Source organism: Staphylococcus sp. CWZ226, assembly GCF_018986355.1.
GTDB lineage: Bacteria > Bacillota > Bacilli > Staphylococcales > Staphylococcaceae > Staphylococcus > Staphylococcus simulans.
The window spans coordinates 61517-81122 of the sequence record NZ_JAHMSB010000007.1; the positions used below are offsets into that span (position 1 = coordinate 61517).

The window sequence follows — 19606 nt, forward strand, 5'->3', positions numbered from 1 at the left end:
TTTAGTATCTCTGAAATTGGCTGAAATAAACAGTTGCCGATTGATGTGACCTATATTACATGTATAAGTCATAATAGAATATATTATTTTAGAAAGTAATGAAAAGCTGCATGCCTTTAATTTCAAGGTCATGCAGCTTTAATAGTTCTATAAAGTTATTTTCCGTAACCAGAGTCGATTTCTTCGCCATCTTCATCATATTTAGTGACGTATTTGTCTGGTTCAATGATGTAAGATCCGGCAAGGTCACCGTCTTTATCTGTGAATGAGAATCCCCAGTCGTCTCCATCTTTTTCTGGTTCTTTATATGTGTAAGTGTCTGTATCAAGAGTGCTGCCTTCGAATGATTCTACAACGTCGATGACGTTTTCACGTGTGACTTTTTCGTCTGAGCTTTCGTCATCATCGTCATCTTTGCTCATTTCTTTTTCTAATGCTTTATCGATTTGTTTATCAATAGCATCGTCATCGAAAGAAAGTTTTACTGTTTCTGGACTTTCTGAATCACCTTCGAATTTCACTACTTGTTTGTCTGAAGTGAAGTTCTTACCTTCAACATCAGCTACTGCGTAGACTTCAACTTTCTCATCTGGCGGATATGGACCATAATCAGTAGAAGAGTCGAAGTCATGTGGTTTGTTGTTGATGTAGAGTGTTGTATCTTCTTCGTTAATACTGTAATTATCTAACTCAACATTGAATTTGATTTGATCAAAGTTTGAGTGAGCAAGACTAGAATGTTGTGATGCATAGATTTGAAGTTGTCCTTTATAGTCTTTGTCGTTAACTTTCTTCGTAGCTTTTAACTCATAAAGACCAAGTGGGAACGAGCCGATATGACCATTACTATCTACTTTGTGTTTCTTGCCTTCGTATTTATAAGTAATTGTGCCACCGTCTGAAATATCATCCATACTAATAGAGTAGTTTGGAATATCAAATTTATAATCATCAAAGAAGAGCCATTTCTTTCCATCTTGGTCGATGTTCATAATTGTTTCGCTATCATATTTAACAGTATCACTGTACTTATGATTACGTTTCATGCTTTCGCCTTTTTCCTTAACTTCATTACCGACGGTTTTATAAAGTTTTCCACCTTCTAAGATATCAAGAAAAGCTTTAGCCTCATCTTTACTTAGCTTTTTACCGTCTGACGTGACATACTTTTTAACTTTATTTGGGTCTTTATCTTTAATCGCGTCTGCGACTTGATCTGCTTGATGTGTGACACTTGCTTGTTGTTTACCAACAAAGAAGAGTATCAGTAAAACAATAATGATTGCGGCAATAATACCGATGATTACCCACATCTTTTTAGATTGTGGTTGGCGTGGTGCTGAGTGATAGTTTTGATTAGAGCGCTTAGGTGTCTGATTCGTGGGTGTTCCGCATTGTGGGCAAACTTTCTGTCCCTCTTTAAGTTTGTGTCCGCAATTACGACAGAACTTCACTAGAAACCACCTCCAAATCTAAATAAGTCTTCAAGCATACTTCCAAAGATATCTACAAATGTATTTCGAAGCATTTCACCGTAGATTGATAGTACGATAAATTGAACTACAATATAGATGATGATACCGAAGAATACTGGAATGCGTAATGTATGGTAGCTAGAGTATTTCGTGATGAGATAAACAGCTGATGCATAGAAGCTGACAATTCCTAGTAATAATAAGAATGATCCTATTGAATAGATTTCGCCTCTTAGTAACAGTAATCCTAAAATGAAGAAAATGAATGAGAAAGTATTAATGAATACAAAGTCAGACAGAATCTTCGCAAAGCTGATGTTATCTTTAACTACTAGGCGTGTCACACCAGCAAGTAATCCATAAGAAATAATTAAGAATAACAGAATACCGAAGAATGATTTTGTGACAATACCTGATTTCGTAACGCCATATCCAATGTAGTTAACTTCGCTTGGAACGAAGATAGCTAAAACAATCAGTGTCAAAATTAAAAATACTGCAGAGAGTATGCCGATAAATTTAAGTGAGAAAGATTTAGTACCTGCAATCACACTGTCGTGTGATTTGAAGAGTTGTGAAAAGAAACTCGTCCCTTCGTGTTTAATTTCATTCGCATGTTGATTAAATTTTTCTTTGTCGAAACTAGGTTGTTGATTAGAGTGTGTTGGTTCATTTTCATTGTGGTTATGTAATGCTTGAGATGATTCTGATTCAGTAGAATTTTGTGAGGAAACAGCTGATACTTTAGTTAAATCGATTCCGCATTCTCCGCAGAAACGATCGTCTTGTTCAACAGGTGCTCCGCATTTTGGACATTTCATGTTAATCCCCCTTAACTTTTAATTAAATATAAAAAATAATACACAACATTTTGTGTGATTAATGTCATAGTAGCACACTCATTTTTCAATATCTATAACACAATTAAAGTTATTGAAATAATTTTCAAAAAAGACAAAAAATGTACTATAAATTCAAATAACAAGATGTATAATTGAAGTACATTATCAAGTTGTGAAAACTGTAAAGGTGATAGTTTGTACTTAAAATAACGGCATCTATGTCATCTGAATATAGAAAGGAGTTTAACTTTGAAGTACTGTACAAATTGTGGAAAAAAATTAGAACCTGATGAACTATTCTGCACAAACTGCGGCGCAAAAGTGCCACAAAAAGACAGGCGTGATGCAGCACAATCAAAACCTACAAACGAAACACACAGCATACAGTCATCTAAAAAGAAATTATCAAAAGGTTGGATTATCGTGATTAGTCTTATTATCCTCGTTTTGGTTGCTGCGTTGATTTTCGCTATCTCTCACTTTATGAGTATCCGTGAAGATAACGACAAAAAAGCCGCACAAAACGATACAACACAAGAACAAGCAACAACATCAAAACAAGAAACAAAAACAGTTAAAGTTGAAGTAAACTCAGATGACTTTAGCGCTAACTTTATGAACGCAGATAACTCTTCAGGTTATAAAGGATTCCATATTGGAGATACTAAGAAAACGATTGAAAAGAAATATGGAGAACCAGAAGAAAGTCTAGATATTAACGGTCATGACGCTAATAAATATGGCAATATTGCCGTAAGTTATGACAATGACAACAAAGTAGATCATGTCTTCGTTGTTCCTTCTAACGTCACAACAAGAGAGTTCACCGACTTCCATAACGTACCAAATGAAAAACGTGGCGATACTTGGTACTACGACAAAAACAAAGACAATGACTATACCATCAAAGTCTATACAAATGGACAATACATTAAAGCTATTGAAAACATTGATCAAATATAAATAAAAGGAGTTTAGAGTGCTATTCAAGCAAGGCTAAACTCCTTTCTATATTAAACAAATAGTTCGATATAGTTTAGAGGATTTAAAATAATGTGAATCTGGGGGTAGAAAAATTGAAAGATAAAGACACTTTATTGAGAAGTTTAAATATTCTTGTGGAATCTTTAGGAAATAAAAAGAAAAATATTCAAGATTTAACTGCTATAAATATACTTTTAATAGGGTTTTTATTGATGCTGTTTTTATTAAGTACTTTTTTAGTGCCTCTCTCTCCTATAATTGACATTTTAGTACTTTTTGTTATAGCGTTTGGAATAAATTTTGGAAATATTATTCAAGGTAAAAATGAGTTGTTTATCCCTGGAAAACCAATCGAAGTAAAATTTGTATCTTTAATAAATGATGTCCAAAACCTACTGTTATATACTTATGGAAAACTGATATTAGTAGTAATTATCATGACAGTTTTAACGACAATACTCATGCTGATTTTAAAACCGATAACTCAAAAAAGATTTTTTATCACGATATTTAATATTAACTTGTTGGCTTTAATAATTGTTATTGTAGCTGTCTATAAAGTTGTATTGGGCCCTCTTTTATTAGGATTAGTTTTGTTGTCTATTATATTGATTTTTCAGCCAGTTGGGACAGGAAAATATTATAAAATTTTAAAAAGACTATATTATCTGTTGATAACAAATTCAGGATTTAAAGTGAGACCAACACCTTTGAAAATAACGCTGCTAATTTTAGTAATCTTAACGATTGTAACAATCTGTCATATATACTTGCCAATGGTGTCAAAAGTAATACCTATAACACTTTCATTATCAATAATAATATTGGTTGGTAGTGAAAGCCTAAAAAAAGAAGTGCATAAATTAACAGTTAAATTATTATTTTACCTGCTAATTATTCCGGTTATTATCTTTAGTAAATCTACTGAATCAATATCAATTGAAAGTATACTTTTGGCAACAATTGCAATATATTTTAGTATTGAACGTATAATTACAATCGCTAAGAAAATAGAAAACGAATTACGAGAGCATAATGTTCATTTTAATATGAACGAGTATGAAGATGAATACGAAAAAGAAAAGCTTATAAAAGAGTTGGTTCCTGTAGCACATCTTGAACATGTAGCGCTAAAAGAAGATGAATTTGTTAGCCAACTTGTAAAATATTTTCATGTAAGAGATGAGGTTGCCGTTAATAAGTTAATAGATATGTACAGAAAAAATAACGTTTATAGTCATTACGATGACTTAATTACATCTTTCTTATTTATTTTAAATTATTCTGATGTTGACAAGAAAGAACAATATAAATTTTTGAAAGGCAATTTAAAATTTGAAAATCAAAATCTAGTTCTTATAGACATTATTGAAAAGTACTTTTTCTTATGGGATGAATTTGAAACAAATAAAAATTATAAAGAGATGTTTGAAGTGTTAGAAAGTTATTATGCCTTACTTTCGGAGGAAGCTTTAGAAAAGTTAAAAGAAGTAAAAAAGAAGCTTCAGAAAAAAAAGAAATCTAAACCCAATTCAGTTGAATAACAATATCATTGAATAATTCGTACACATCATACTATAAAGTCCTCTAAAATAGGAAGTTTTTATAGTATGATTGATGTAAATAAAGGATGAATAAATGTTGGATAGAGTGGAGGGAGACTATGTCATACCAGAGTGAACATGCTTTAGAAGAAGAAGTAATGCAGCAACTTAACAACTTAGGTTATGAACGTGTAAAGATTCATAATACAGAACAGTTAGAAAATAACTTTCGCCAGATTCTGAATGAACGTAATGCTGATCGGTTAATGGGCGAACCGTTATCAGATACAGAGTTTAAACGATTAATGGTAGATATTTCGGATAAATCGGTATTTGATAGTGCGATGAAATTACGAGATAAATATGAATTAGTCAGAGACGACAGTACTATCGCTTATTTGGAGTTCTTCAATAAAGAAAAATGGTGTCAAAATAAGTTTCAAGTGACCAACCAAGTCACTGTTAAAGATAAACATAAAAGCCGTTATGATGTGACGATTCTAATTAACGGTTTACCATTGGTTCAAATTGAATTGAAGCGAAGCGGTGTTGCAATTACTGAAGCCTTTAACCAAGTTGAGCGTTATCAACGCTATAACTATACGGGCTTATTTAAGTACATACAAATATTGGTTATCAGTAATAAATTACAGACACGCTATCTTGCGAATAGTGATAAGCAATTATTGAAGAGTCATATGTTCTATTGGACAGATAAAGAAAATGAGCGTATTACACACTTACGTGATTTCATTGATGATTTCTTAGAACCATGTCAAATTGCTAAAATGATCAGTCGCTATATGGTTATCAATCAAACTGAAGGTATCTTGATGGCCTTGCGGCCATATCAAGTTTATGCCGTGGAAGAAATTTTAAACCAAGCAACTGAAACAAATAATAATGGTTATATTTGGCATACAACCGGAAGTGGTAAAACACTGACATCATTTAAAGTCAGTCAGTTGCTTGCTGAAAAAGATGATATCAAAAAAGTGATTTTCTTAGTTGACCGTCAAGATTTAGACAGTCAAACCATATCAGAATTTAATAAATTCGATAAGGGATCCGTAGATACGACAGAAAATACGAGAACCTTATTAAAACAACTCGGCTCAGACGAAAATAAACTCATTGTAACGACAATGCAGAAAATGGCTAAGGCTGTTAACTCTGGTAATAAAGTAATGGATCGTTATGAGACAGATAAAGTCATCTTTATTATTGATGAATGTCATCGTTCGCAATTCGGGAGTATGCATGGTGATGTAAAGAAACACTTTAAAAATGCACAATACTTTGGTTTTACAGGTACACCACGCTTTGAAGTAAATAAAAGCCAAGATGGCCGCAGTACAGCTGATATCTTTGGTCGTTGCTTACATCATTACTTAATTAAAGATGCTATTAGAGATAATAACGTACTGGGCTTCTCAGTAGACTATGTTAAAGTTGCGCATCTTAAAAAGCATATGAATGATGGAGAAGTTAAAGATATTGATAGACCAGAATATTATGGCTATAAAGAGCGTCATGAAATCATAGTAGATGATATTATCGAAAACTATAAAAAGAAAACATACGATGGTAAATACACATCAATCTTCACAGTAGATAGTATCGAAAGAGCAATGGAATATTTCCGTGTATTTAAAGAGAAAGAAGAAGCGGGAGAACACAACCTGAAAGTATCATCTATTTTCACAAGTTCTGATCCAAATGAGGACACGAAAGAAAAAGAAGACCATGTTTATGTGCGTGACGAATTAGAATATGTCATGAAAGATTATAACCAAAAGTTCGATACTAACTTTGATACCTATAACTATGCAGGTTATTTCTCAGATGTTTCTAAACGTATGAAGAAAGTGATTCCAGGTGAAAAGATAGATATCTTAATTGTGGTTAATATCTTCTTAACTGGTTTTGACAGTAAGTTATTAAATACATTATACGTAGATAGAAACTTATATCACCATGGCTTAATTCAAGCATTCTCAAGAACTAACCGTGTTGAAAAAGAAACAAAGCCATATGGGAATATCGTATGCTATCGTAACTTGAAAGCGAACACTGATAAAGCAATAGAAATATTCTCTAAAACAGATAATACAGATGTAGTGTTAAGCCCGCCTTATCACGTGTTATTACAACGTTTCCAAAAAGCGTTAGCTGCAGTTTATGATATAGCGCCGCTAGCGGAAACGATTCAACAATTAGAACGTGATGAAGACAAAGAAAAATTTGTTAAAGCATTTAGAGACTTAACATTCCTATTAGTCAAAATTAAACCATTCCCAGAATTCGAGTTTACGTTAGATGAAATCGGTATTGATCATCAGGAATATGAGGATTATCTCGGTCAATATAAAGAAATCTATCGACAAGTACAACTACGAAAACAACAAAGAGAAGAAAATGCTGGGGAAAAAGCGTCTATTTTAGAAGATATCGATTTCTCAATTGAATTGATGCGTAATGATGTTATCAATGTGGATTACATTTTAGACTTGCTTGCACGTATTAACTTGAAAGATAAAAAAGCACAACAAGAAGATACAGATGAAATACGCAAGTTACTCGATAAAGCAGATGATGAACACTTAAGATTAAAATCTGACTTAATTCGTGAATTCTTAGATGATATCATCCCAACATTAAGCGTAGACGCAGATATCAGAGAAATGTACTATCGTTTTGAAGAACGTAAAAAAAGAGAAGAAATTAAATCATTCGCAGTTGCTAAAGCGTTCTCCGCTAAACTGTTAGAGCGCTTCATCAATGAATACGAATATAGCGGACAAATCAATAAATCAGAAATAGATAAAGAAACAAAAGGCAGTTTGTTATTACGAAACAAAACAGTGAACCAAATCGCTACATTTATCAAAAACACAGTCAATAAATTTACAAGCATAAGCTAGATATCAAAAGCAGACCTGACAATAAGAGGTCTGCTTTTTCATGTAATAAAAATGTATTAAAAGAGAAAGATAGCAAGTGCCGGATAGATAATAAAAAGGTTAAACAAGTTTAAAAAAGTACTCACATAAAAATAATTATTAATTCTATCATCTCTATTAAAACGAACACTTAACACAAGCGAAGCAGCTAACAAAGCTAAAGTAAATGTGAGAAATAATGTAATAATATTTGGGCCCATTCTGAAACATGATCAGTAAAAACAGAAATGCTAATCAAACCGATTAAAAGAAGATAATTCAGTATATTGATAATCCACACAATAGCTTTCAAATGCACACGACCTTTCATGATGTAATAAAAGCAAGTAGAACTTCACACACTCAAATTAGAAAATATTATTAATATAAATGTAGCATATAAAAAGAAAATCAGTTAAAACTTAGGTGAATTGTAAAAAGCTATGACGATTTTAAAGAATAGACATTTTAGGGTATAATGAGAACAAACGTTTGTATTTCAGCTTTACTATACGAGATAAATGAGCTATATTTAATGTAGTAATGAAAAAATACATAATAGTGAGGTGGATATCATTAATTTTATAGAGGATTATCGAAGCGGTTCATTATTAAACCGATTAAAGACAGTTGGTAAGGCAGAAGGTATCTGTCGCATTGTTTATGATCAAAGTATGATGAATGATGACTTAGGATACTATCTTTCAGAATCACACCAACCTACAACCTTATATTTGAAAGAAGATAATAATGCGACCTATGTCTATAAAAATCAGATTGTAGTTAATATGATGAATGCTGAATGTGTGTTAATCAGTCACAAGCATTCAGGTGCGCTCTTACCTTATAACTATACGCAGATAGAGATAGATAGAAATAAGATTTATCCAGCGTATTTTGTTTATTGGTTTAACGAATCACCGGAATCATTAAAACAACTGAATCTGTTTAGACAAGGCGGAAGTTTAGTTAAGAAAATTACTGCTAAACAACTTCAACAAATGAAAATCACTTTACCACCTTACAAAAGACAAAAATTAATAGGTGACATTGCAGAAAAAAGAAGACGACTTAAATATTTAAAACAAAAACGTGAAAAGCTAATGGATAGTTATTTAAAAGAAACATTACTCAGGGGGAATCATTAATGTCAACGACTGAAAAACAACGTCAACAAACAGCTGAATTACAAAAGAAACTATGGGATATTGCGAATGACTTACGCGGTAATATGGATGCGAGTGAATTCAGAAATTATATCCTTGGTTTAATCTTCTATCGCTTCTTATCTGAAAAAACTGAAGAACAAGTAGATATCTTGCTTAGAGAAGATGATATTACATACGAAGAGGCATGGGAAAACGATGAATATCGTGAAGTGCTTAAAGACGCTTTAACAGACCGTATTGGTTTCTTTGTGAAACCTGAATTCTTATTTAGTAAGTTTGTGAAAGATGCACGTAATAATCAATTTGAATTAGACAAACTAGCTGAAGCAATTCAAGAAGTAGAGAAGTCTACCCAAGGTGAAGATAGTCATGATGATTTTATTAACTTATTTGATGACATGGATTTAAGATCTTCAAGACTAGGAAGAACATTTAAAGAAAAATCAGATTTAATCGCAAAAGTAGTAAAAAATATTGCGGAATTACCATTTATGCATGATGACATTGAAATCGATATGTTAGGTGATGCATATGAATACTTAATAGGACAATTTGCAGCGACTGCAGGTAAGAAAGCAGGAGAGTTCTATACGCCACAACAAGTGTCTAAGATTTTAGCTAAGATAGTCACAACTGGTAAGACTGACTTACGTAGTGTATATGACCCAACATGTGGATCCGGTTCATTATTATTACGTGTTGGACGCGAAGCTAATGTGCGTAATTATTATGGACAAGAGTTCAATAGTACGACGTTCAACTTAGCACGAATGAACATGTTACTCCATGATGTGAACTATACACGTTTCCAAATTGAAAACGGAGATACATTGGAAAATCCAGCTGCGAATAAAGAGAAGTTTGAAGCGGTTGTGGCTAACCCGCCATATAGTGCTAAATGGAGTGCGGATAAAAAGTTCTTAGATGATGAGCGTTTCAGTAGCTATGGTAAATTAGCACCTAAATCTAAGGCGGATTTTGCGTTTATTCAACATATGATTTATCACTTAGATGATAAAGGTACAATGGCTGTTGTCTTACCGCATGGTGTGTTATTCCGTGGTGCAGCTGAAGGTACGATTCGTCGTTACTTAATTGAAGAGAAAAACTATTTAGACGCAGTTATTGGTTTACCAGCGAACTTATTCTTCGGTACAAGTATTCCAACAGCGATCTTAGTTTTCAAAAAATGTCGTCAATCAGATGATGATGTCTTATTCATTGACGCATCTCAATCATTTGAAAAAGGTAAAAACCAAAATCATCTTTCAGATAAAGATGTAGATAAAATTGTAGACACATACAGAAATAGAGAAGAAATAGATAAATTCAGTCACAAAGCTACCCTTGAAGAAATCGAAGAAAACGACTATAACCTAAACATTCCACGTTACGTTGATACATTCGAAGAAGAAGAACCTGTAGACTTAGATCAAGTCCAAAAAGATATCGCAGACATCGATAAAGAAATAGCCCAACTCGAAGAAGAAATCAACGGCTACTTAAAAGAATTGGGAGTGTATAAACATGAGTAAGCAAAACCAACACAAACCAAATGTTCCTGAACTACGCTTTCCTGAGTTTAGTGGAGAGTGGGAGGAAAAGAAAGTAAAGGAAGAATTTAAAGTTGTATCTGGTTCAACACCATTGCGTTCAAAAAGAGAATATTTTGATGACAACGGTATACCGTGGATTAAGACTATGGATTTAAACAATTCTGAGATAAATGCAGTTTCAGAACGAATTTCTAAAATGGCTCTCAACGAGTTGAACTTAAAAGTATTACCTAAAAACACAATTTTAATTGCAATGTATGGGGGTTTTAATCAAATAGGAAGAACGGGTTTATTAACATTTGAGTCAACAATTAATCAAGCTATATCAGCTTTATTGGATATAAAACAAAAACACAACTCATATTTCTTTCAATATTACTTCAATCATAATGTAAATAAATGGAGACGATATGCTGCAAGTAGTAGAAAAGACCCCAATATCACAAAAAAAGATATTGAAAGTTTTAAAATTGTTTTCCCTTCATATAATGAACAAAAAAGAATTGGTGATTTCTTTAGCAAACTAGATCGACAAATTGAACTGGAAGAAAAGAAATTAGCATTGTTAGAAGAACAGAAGAAGGGTTATATGCAAAAGATTTTCTCTCAAGAATTACGATTTAAAGATGAAAATGGGAATGAATATCCTGAGTGGGAAGAGAAAAGATTAGGAGAAATTGCAAAAATAACAAGAGGTTTAACTTATAAACCATCAGATGTTCGATGTAATGGAGTAAGAGTTTTAAGATCCTCCAACATAATTAACAATAAATTTTACATGCACCATGATGATGTTTTTGTTGATGACAAAATAGTGAAAATACCATTTGTAAATAATGGAGACATATTAATAACAGCAGCTAACGGTAGCCCGAGATTAGTTGGAAAACATGCATTAATCAATAAGTTGAGTAATAACAGTGTAGCTGGTGGATTTATGTATACTTTGAAGGCAGAAAACACTAAATTTATACAAACATGGATGTATACAACAGAGTATCAACGAATTATTACTAAAGTTCAAGGTGGAAATGGATCAATAGGTAACTTGTCTAAGAAAGATTTAGAAACAGGATTAATAACAGTCCCAAGCACTGAAGAACAAGTGAAAATAGGTAGTTTTTTTGAAAAAATAGATGGAATTATTTTGAAAAATCTCCAAAAAACACAGCGGATGCAAGATATGAAAAAATCACTTTTACAACAAATCTATTTATAACTGTTAAGAAAAAGCTTAATGGTAAATAATAATAAATTCTATAATGTGATAAAAATATACTTTTGTAAAATATTTTGTATTCAGAATGTAAAATGAAGCTTTAATGAATTTCTATAACAAAGGTGTGTGAAATTAATTGGCCTATCTTCAAGATAATAAATTATTTTTGGAGATGTTGAAGTTTCTTTTGCCTGTAATTTTTGCGGTTATAGCAAGTGTATATAATTATTTTATAGCAAATAGAAATTCAATAGATAACTTTAATAACATATTGTCAGAATCTGTTTTTAAGCTAGCACTGTACTTACCTCTTCTATATATGCTATCTCAAATACAGATTGTAACGGTTACGATGATAATTGCACTTGGAATATATTTTTCCGAATTTATATATATATTGTGTAAAAATAAAAGCTTCAAGATTGTAAACTTAGATAACAACTATTATAGATTACTTAAGGAAAATAAAGGATATATAAAAGTACAAGGCCTCAAGGAAGTTTATGAAGAGTACTCTACTTTCAATTCGAGTGTTAATTCGGATGTTTTAAAAAATAGTAAAAAGGAAGAATTAGAATTTAATAAAGTAGAACATTCAATCATTCATTTGAAAGAAGGAGATAGATTAAAATATTATGCTTATTATTTGAATAGAAACGTTAAGAATAATAGAAAAGTTAAATTTAAATGGTATAATAAATTTATATTTATAGTATTGTTCGTAATTGTATACTATTTAAAAGATGCTTCTTTTTTACAATTTATCAAGGAATTATTACCATCTTTATTGACTAGCTTTTTCATTGTTATCATGGTCATTAATGCTAAAAATATTAATGTGGTAAGGTATCACAACAAGCTCCATATTATAAGTACTATTAAGCAATTGAACGAAAAAGAAAAGTATGAGTGACATTTTTAGGAGTATCGATTTAATAAACGCTGAATATATTTCAGCGTTTTTTGCTGTGCAATTTTTCGGATTTTTCCATGCAATAGATTGCACATCTATACAGTTAAGAAATCGCTTACAATAAAGATATAGGGAGGCTATTAACTTGTTGAGTAATAGACAAATGAATATGTTGCGTCTTCTGATTGAAGAAGATGAGTATAAAACGATTGTGGAGTTAGCTGAACGGTTTGATGTATCTCAACGTACTATCCAATATGATTTGGAAGGTATTGAAGATCATGCAAATCGTTTTAATTATCGTGTGTATCGTAATAAATCATCAGGTGTGAAGGTTGAAGCATTAGATAATTATTTGTTGGATGATGCTTCTCATACATTATGTGTGCATTATACAAAAGAAGAACGTGTTTTAAATATTACTTTGAAATTATTTGAGTCTGAAACACCGATTTCTTCTAATACATTGGCTGAAATGGTTAATGTTTCTAGAAGAACAATCGTTGAAGACTTAAAGGTCGTTCAAGAATGGTTAAATGCTTACCACTTGGAGTTAAACTACATTAAGAATAAAGGTTTTAACATTCAGGGACATGAAGAAGATTACCGTAAAGCATATGCGCATCAGGTTCGTGCTTATTTTCGTAATGCTGTTCCTTTTGCACGTTCTGGATTGTTTTCTGAAGATGAACTCATGAGAGTGAGACAAACTGTAGTAGATACTTTGAAGAATGAACATTATCACTTAGTACAATCAGCGACCGACGGTCTGATCTATCATGTGTTAATTGCCTTGCAACGTTTAAAGGAAGACTTCTCTTTTGATATTCCAGAAGATGAAGTTAAACGATTGTCTCAAACATCTCAATATGAAATTGCTACAAAGATGAAAGAGAACTTAGAAGAAGAATTTGAAATCGAGTTTCCAAAATCAGAAGCCATTTTTATTACATTACATTTATTAGGTTCAAAAGTTTCAGATGATGATAACCCAGGAAATAATTCTGAATTACAAACGTGGGTCACAGAGTTAATTAAACAAGTCAGCATCATATTATGTATCGATTTAACAAACGATCATAAGCTACTCAACAACTTAATGATCCATATGAAGCCAGCAATACATCGTTTGAAGTTTGATATGACTCAAAAGAATCCATTAAAAGACGAAATATATCAACGCTATCCAAATATTGTAGAAGCGATAGAAAATCATATCGATATCTTGGAAGAAGCGCTTCACATCACCTTCTCCCAAGACGAACTCGCCTTCATCGCGATTCACTTCGCATCTAGCATTGAGCGCGTCTCAACACACGACAACAACAAAATTAAAGTCGTTCTACTATGCGGTTCAGGTATCGGCACCTCCCAGCTACTCAAAAGTAAACTCGCCAATACTTATCCAGAACTAGACATCGCAGATGCGTACTCAGTTTATCAAATTAACGAACAACAACTATTAAACGAAAAAGTAGATTACATCATCTCTACAGTTTCTTTTAATATCGACAGCATTCCAGTCATCCACGTGGATCCATTCCTAAACAAAAATTCACGAGATAAACTGAATCACATGATTAATCAAGCAAGAGAACAACGCATAGCGATGATGAACGAGATGGGTGACGACTTACGTGCTTTACTACCAAAGCATCGTATTTCAATAAATAATGAGTCATTAAACAAATCACAAGCGATTGATGTCTCAGTTCAATCACTTGTTGAAGACGACATTGTAAAGCCAGCATATGCGAAAGAAATTAAAATGCAGTTTGAAAAATTCGGTTCATACATGGTGATTAGTCCACATATCGCATTGATACATGCGAGTACAGAACAAGTGATACAAGGTGCAGGGTTTGCGCTGACCTACTTTAAGCATGGTATTACATTTGGAAATCCAAATCATGACCCAGTGCATGTAGTTATTACCTTAGCGACGAAATCACCTAAGGTTCATTTAAAAGCATTAGGACAACTTAGTGAATTACTGATGAACAAAGATTCTCAAGCAGCATTTCTAAAAGGAAACGTAAGTGAAATAAATGAATATATTAACCAAGTGAGTATGAAAGGGGAGTAACACGTGGCACTCGACATTTTGACTAAAGATAAAATCAAAGTGCAAGACCAAGTTCCAGACTGGTCTCAAGCTATTACTGAAGCAGCACAACCTTTGTTAGAACAAGATTACATCGAGACAGGCTATATAGACGCGATGATTGACAGCGTTAAAGAATTTGGACCTTACATTGTGATTGCGCCAGAGATTGCGATTGCGCATGCGAGACCAGAAGATAATGTGAATAAAGTAGGTTTAAGCCTACTGAAGTTAAATGAATCTATCAATTTTGCTGAAGATAGTCACTACGCCTCATTAATCTTTGTATTAAGTGCGACAGATAATACATCACACTTAAATGTCTTACAAAGTTTAGCAGGTCTCTTAGGTAATAAAGAAGTTGTAAATCAATTATTAGCATCAAAAAATAGCGACGAAATTATCGAAATTATAAAGGAGAATGATTAAGATGAAAATTTTAGTAGTATGCGGACACGGATTAGGTAGTAGTTTCATGGTAGAAATGAACGCACAAGAGGCGTTAAGAAATATTAATGCACCATCAGATATTGAAGTTGAACACAGTGACATTATGACAGCTAGCCCTGATATGGCTGACTTATTTATCTGCGGCCGTGACTTAGAAGAAAACGCAGAACGTTTAGGTAACGTGTTAGTACTGGATAACATTCTTGATAAAGATGAATTACAAGAAAAATTAGAAGCTAAATTAAAAGAAGATAACCTTATCTAATTGAAGGGGAGGGATAAGCCATGCAAGCGATCTTAGATTTTATTGTCGATATACTCAGTCAACCTGCAATTCTTGTTGCGCTTATTGCACTGGTAGGTTTAATTGTTCAAAAGAAATCCGCTTCACAAATTACTACAGGTACAATTAAGACAATTTTAGGTTTCTTAATCTTAAGTGCTGGTGCAGATGTTGTAGTAAAATCATTAGAACCATTCGGTAAGATTTTCCAACATGCTTTTGGTGTACAAGGGGTCGTACCAAATAACGAAGCGATTATTTCATTAGCATTAAAAGACTATGGTACAACAGCTGCATTAATCATGGTATGTGGTATGTTAGTGAACATCTTAATTGCACGTTTCACTAACTTGAAATACATTTTCTTAACAGGTCACCATACATTCTATATGGCAGCATTCTTAGCAATCTTACTTACAGTAGGTCATATTAAAGGTTCATTAACAGTAATTATTGGGGCTATCATTTTAGGTTTAATTATGGCAGTCTTCCCAGCATTGCTTCAACCGACAATGCGTAAGATTACAGGTAATGATCAAGTCGCATTAGGACACTTTGGTTCTATTAGTTACTGGGCAGCAGGTGCTGTAGGTAAATTGTTTAGTGGTAAATCTAAATCAACGGAAGATATTAAATTCCCTAAAGGGTTAAGTTTCTTACGTGAAAGTACTATCAGTATTTCATTAACAATGATTGCATTGTACATTATCGCTTGTCTGTTTGCGGGACCTGGTTATGTACATAGTGAAATCAGTGATGGTCAAAGCTTTATTGTATTCTCATTAATCCAAGGTGTAACATTCGCAGCAGGTGTATTCATCATCTTAACTGGTGTACGTTTAATCTTGGCTGAAATTGTACCTGCATTCAAAGGAATTTCAGAGAAATTGGTACCGAACTCTAAACCAGCTTTAGACTGTCCGATTGTCTTCCCATATGCACAAAACGCAGTATTAATTGGGTTCTTCGTAAGTTTCATCACTGGTGTATTAGGTATGTTCATCATGTTCCTAATTGGTGGTGTAGTTATCTTACCAGGTGTAGTTCCTCACTTCTTCTTAGGTGCTACAGCAGGTGTATTCGGTAACGCACGAGGTGGTATTAAAGGTGCAGTTGCAGGGGCAGTCATTAATGGTTTATTAATCACATTCTTACCATTACTGTTCTTACCGTTCCTAGGAGATTTAGGCGTAGCTGCAACAACATTCTCAGATACAGACTTCTTAGTTGTAGGTATTGTCTTTGGTAATATCGTTAAATTCTTAGGGCTAATTGGCGCTATCATTGCGATTGTAGTCATTGGTGCTGCAGCATTTATCTTACAAGGTAGAGCAAATAAAAAAGCGGAAAGCAAATAACATAATTTTAAGAACCAGCTATTCAGAGTAGAGTAGCTGGTTCTTTATATTTAATAATAAATAGAGAGCCCTTAGAAAACGGAAAAAGAAAGAATAAAAAATGACAAACAAGATATATTTAATATTATTATAAAATAATATGATATTTTGATAATGAGTACATAATAAGGTTTTATAAATATTACTAACGAGGAAGATATTTATGTTGAGGTTCTTATTGCTGTTGGTTGTAGTAAGTTTGATCTATGTGGTTGTTAAGTACCTGTATATAGTTGTTTCCAAATTTTTGAAACATTATCCGTATACTAAGGATAACTATATAGTTAAAAACATCCTTCTTGTTTCTGACACGAAGTATAGCTTTATCGATTTCATTATTATTATGACTTTAGTTTATCTGGCTTTTTATAGTAACTTTTTCAAAATTACATAGATTTAATTCAACTTTCTTTAGTATAATAAAGTGGTTGTTATAACCAAATCAAATAGGGACGGTGCAGCATGAGAGAACAAGCAAGTTTTGGTCAGTGTTTCGGGTTATTTTGGAAAAACTATTTTAATTTTAAAGGATGTACATCAAGGCAAGAATATTGGTACACGATCGCATGGGTAGCTATCTTAACTACACCAATTACAATAGGTGGCTTTTTCAGTTTTCTAGGGTATGTCTCTGGAATGATGTATTTTGCGGGAATGGCAGGTATGTTCATTCTGACAATGTTTACGTTTATTCTTTCTTTTGTCTTATTTATTCCTTTACTTTCTTTATTAGTAAGACGATTTCATGATAATGGAAAATCAATGTTCATCCCGATTCTTTTTGTGGTTATGTCAATGACTATTCCATATCTTCCGGATTTAACATTCAATCAGTTTGGTACAGGTCATCCAAACTTTATTACAGTAATTATGCTTATTATTCATATTTCATTTATACCGGTTACACTTGGATTAGGTATCTATTGCTTTGTAATTACATTGTTACCAAGCAAAGTTGTGAATAATAAATATCGTAAAGATAAAGTTGAACCAAAGCCTGAAGAGAAACAAGAAGTTAAGTCATTTTCAAAGACGTTATAAAACAAGAAATCCACCTCAAATGCTTCTTAAAAGTGATGGAGGTGGATTTTATTTACGATATTTTTAATTTTTCAAATGCCATAATATAAATGTTTTCTTGGTTTAGGAATTGTTCAATCTTTGCTTGTTCTTTATCATTTACTGGTTTATTGTCTTTTTTATCATATTAAAGTTGTAAATTGTTACTATTTTCTTAAAAATAAATTTTGAAATTGAATATAACTGACATCACTGATTATACTATTGTTTTGTCTATGAAGTTTTTTGAACTTTGAATCGAGATCTTTTTGCATTGTGTTTAAAGCATCAGTATTAATAAGAAGATTTTGGTTGATATCTTTCATAAAAGTCATTTGGATCTCGTGTTGTGCCTTTATTTCTTTTTGGTATTCCGTTATTTTTTCTTTAGTTCTTTCTATAGAGTTAAATATAATGTTTAAATTTTCTTGTGTTTCAGCATGTCTGCTTTCTTCACGGGCCCATATAATAGCTTCTTGCCAATTTCTGGCGTATCCATCTTTTAGTGCTTTAATTATTAAAAATAAAGATTGCTTATCAATAAATGAAGATGGAATATAGGATTTTAATATATTTAAGTAACTGTTAGTCATGATGTCATACTCTTTAGTTTTATCTTTTATTTTTTGTTCAAACAAGCGATGATTTTCTATTATTAACTTTTCTTGTTTATCGATACCTAACCTTTGTTTAAGAGAGGTATCTGAAAAAAAGTCGTATGTTTTATTTTTATCTTTATTGATATCGGGTTTTACATTGTAATTATCTTTGGTAAAAAAGATAACATGTTGTAAAGATAAAATAATCAACCCGACTGCCAATGAAACAATTAATGAAACAAAGTAATAATAGTATGTTGAAAGTGTAGAAGTGAATGAACTAAAAATAGCTTCTCTATATAAATATGCAGTAAATACAGGGATACAGAAACTAAAAAACAAACAAATCATACGTATGAAATCTCTTCTAATGTCATCTGTTATTTTAGAAGACATTATTATAGTTGAGATAGCAATGACGTTAGCTATGCTGATAATCAATCCATGCTTTGCGATATCTGATTGAACAGCACTAAAATCGAAAATTAAGTATAATATCATAAAAGAAATAAATATACTTGTAATATACATGAGTACAAATACCAACTGTTTTGGTAGACTAAGATGTTCTTTGACAGCGTCTACTTCGCTTTTAGTTTGAGCTGCCATATATTCTCTATACAGCTCTGTTTTTTTCGAATTATAAACGTTGTCTAAATTGGTTAGTAATTCTTGTTTTTGAGTATTGTTTTTGAGTAATAATTCGTGCTGTTCTTTTTTGAATATATTATTTTCACTAGATAACTTTAAATAAGATAGAAGTAAGTCTAGTAATTCTATGCGGCTTAACTTATTTAATACCTCTATCTTGTCCTTTTGCTTATTATTTTCATTAAATTCATAGATATTATTGTAGTTGTTGTTCATAAGATGACTCCTCCGATCAAATCATGACAGCAACATTTACTTCTATTTTTTGGAAATGCATAGCGGTCAATATATTAATATGTATTATTTTACTACAAAAATATGACGGTGTTCAGTTTAATTTTTAAAATATTGTTTTTATCGGTGGTTATCAGTCTGTTGTTTCTTGTTTGTTATTAGTTACTGTCATATTTTTAGTATTA

The 19606-nt window shown here is 32.2% G+C and carries 15 protein-coding genes; 12 read left to right on the forward strand and 3 right to left on the reverse strand.

Annotation, left to right across the window (positions count from 1 at the left end):
- Positions 1-155 precede the first annotated feature (155 nt).
- Positions 156-1454 (reverse strand): TcaA second domain-containing protein, encoded by a 1299-nt coding sequence (locus tag KRR19_RS07335; RefSeq protein WP_002480180.1) that lies wholly within the window; start codon positions 1452-1454, stop codon positions 156-158.
- Positions 1454-2296 carry a zinc ribbon domain-containing protein gene (locus KRR19_RS07340; RefSeq protein WP_002480179.1) on the reverse strand — a complete coding sequence of 281 codons (843 nt, stop codon included), beginning with the start codon at positions 2294-2296 and terminating at the stop codon, positions 1454-1456. The genes KRR19_RS07335 and KRR19_RS07340 overlap by 1 nt, the downstream gene beginning before the upstream one ends.
- A gap of 270 nt (positions 2297-2566) precedes the next feature.
- On the opposite strand from KRR19_RS07340, the gene KRR19_RS07345 reads away from it, so the two are divergent.
- The 12 genes from KRR19_RS07345 to KRR19_RS07400 all read left to right on the forward strand — a co-directional run bounded on the left by KRR19_RS07345 (position 2567) and on the right by KRR19_RS07400 (position 17919).
- The gene (locus KRR19_RS07345) at positions 2567-3280 is read left to right on the forward strand and encodes a zinc ribbon domain-containing protein (protein ID WP_002480178.1); all 714 of its coding nucleotides are present in this window, start codon (positions 2567-2569) and stop codon (positions 3278-3280) included.
- A 113-nt stretch (positions 3281-3393) separates the two neighbouring features.
- Positions 3394-4845, forward strand: a complete 1452-nt coding sequence (locus KRR19_RS07350; RefSeq protein ID WP_037556120.1) for a hypothetical protein — start codon at positions 3394-3396, stop codon at positions 4843-4845.
- 119 nt (positions 4846-4964) lie between these two features.
- A complete protein-coding gene (locus KRR19_RS07355; protein ID WP_002480176.1) occupies positions 4965-7769 on the forward strand; it encodes a type I restriction endonuclease subunit R in 2805 nt (934 codons plus the stop codon).
- A 584-nt stretch (positions 7770-8353) separates the two neighbouring features.
- A complete protein-coding gene (locus tag KRR19_RS07360) occupies positions 8354-8935 on the forward strand; it encodes a restriction endonuclease subunit S (RefSeq protein ID WP_002480175.1) in 582 nt (193 codons plus the stop codon).
- Positions 8935-10491, forward strand: coding sequence for a type I restriction-modification system subunit M (locus KRR19_RS07365; RefSeq protein WP_216733561.1), 1557 nt, complete (start codon positions 8935-8937; stop codon positions 10489-10491). The genes KRR19_RS07360 and KRR19_RS07365 overlap by 1 nt, the downstream gene beginning before the upstream one ends.
- Entirely contained in the window at positions 10484-11731 is a 1248-nt protein-coding gene (locus KRR19_RS07370; RefSeq protein ID WP_002480173.1) for a restriction endonuclease subunit S, read from the forward strand. Before KRR19_RS07365 ends, KRR19_RS07370 begins: the two co-directional genes overlap by 8 nt.
- Positions 11732-11867: 136 nt before the next feature.
- Complete coding sequence (locus KRR19_RS07375; protein WP_037556117.1) at positions 11868-12644, forward strand: hypothetical protein; 777 nt, start codon at positions 11868-11870, stop codon at positions 12642-12644.
- A 145-nt stretch (positions 12645-12789) separates the two neighbouring features.
- Positions 12790-14730 carry a BglG family transcription antiterminator gene (locus KRR19_RS07380; RefSeq protein WP_002480171.1) on the forward strand — a complete coding sequence of 647 codons (1941 nt, stop codon included), beginning with the start codon at positions 12790-12792 and terminating at the stop codon, positions 14728-14730.
- 3 nt (positions 14731-14733) lie between these two features.
- Positions 14734-15177, forward strand: coding sequence for a PTS sugar transporter subunit IIA (locus KRR19_RS07385; protein ID WP_002480170.1), 444 nt, complete (start codon positions 14734-14736; stop codon positions 15175-15177).
- Between the two features lies 1 nt (position 15178).
- Positions 15179-15463: a PTS sugar transporter subunit IIB gene (locus KRR19_RS07390; RefSeq protein ID WP_002480169.1), complete on the forward strand. Its 285-nt coding sequence runs from the start codon at positions 15179-15181 to the stop codon at positions 15461-15463.
- A 20-nt stretch (positions 15464-15483) separates the two neighbouring features.
- Entirely contained in the window at positions 15484-16839 is a 1356-nt protein-coding gene (locus tag KRR19_RS07395) for a PTS ascorbate transporter subunit IIC (RefSeq protein ID WP_002480168.1), read from the forward strand.
- 501 nt (positions 16840-17340) lie between these two features.
- Entirely contained in the window at positions 17341-17919 is a 579-nt protein-coding gene (locus KRR19_RS07400) for a DUF805 domain-containing protein (RefSeq protein ID WP_002480166.1), read from the forward strand.
- A 185-nt stretch (positions 17920-18104) separates the two neighbouring features.
- Here the strand turns inward: KRR19_RS07400 and KRR19_RS07405 are convergent, their stop codons facing one another.
- The gene (locus KRR19_RS07405) at positions 18105-19403 is read right to left on the reverse strand and encodes a UbiA prenyltransferase family protein (RefSeq protein ID WP_002480165.1); all 1299 of its coding nucleotides are present in this window, start codon (positions 19401-19403) and stop codon (positions 18105-18107) included.
- Positions 19404-19606: the final 203 nt, after the last annotated feature.

Excerpts from the sequence above, each read along its gene's own strand:
- KRR19_RS07355 (WP_002480176.1), top strand. The coding sequence starts at position 4,965 with ATGTCATACCAGAGTGAACATGCTTTAGAAGAAGAAGTAATGCAGCAA.
- KRR19_RS07395 (WP_002480168.1), top strand. The coding sequence starts at position 15,484 with ATGCAAGCGATCTTAGATTTTATTGTCGATATACTCAGTCAACCTGCA.
- KRR19_RS07390 (WP_002480169.1), top strand. The coding sequence starts at position 15,179 with ATGAAAATTTTAGTAGTATGCGGACACGGATTAGGTAGTAGTTTCATG.
- KRR19_RS07365 (WP_216733561.1), top strand. The coding sequence starts at position 8,935 with ATGTCAACGACTGAAAAACAACGTCAACAAACAGCTGAATTACAAAAG.
- KRR19_RS07340 (WP_002480179.1), bottom strand. The coding sequence starts at position 2,296 with ATGAAATGTCCAAAATGCGGAGCACCTGTTGAACAAGACGATCGTTTC.
- KRR19_RS07400 (WP_002480166.1), top strand. The coding sequence starts at position 17,341 with ATGAGAGAACAAGCAAGTTTTGGTCAGTGTTTCGGGTTATTTTGGAAA.
- KRR19_RS07405 (WP_002480165.1), bottom strand. The coding sequence starts at position 19,403 with ATGAACAACAACTACAATAATATCTATGAATTTAATGAAAATAATAAG.
- KRR19_RS07370 (WP_002480173.1), top strand. The coding sequence starts at position 10,484 with ATGAGTAAGCAAAACCAACACAAACCAAATGTTCCTGAACTACGCTTT.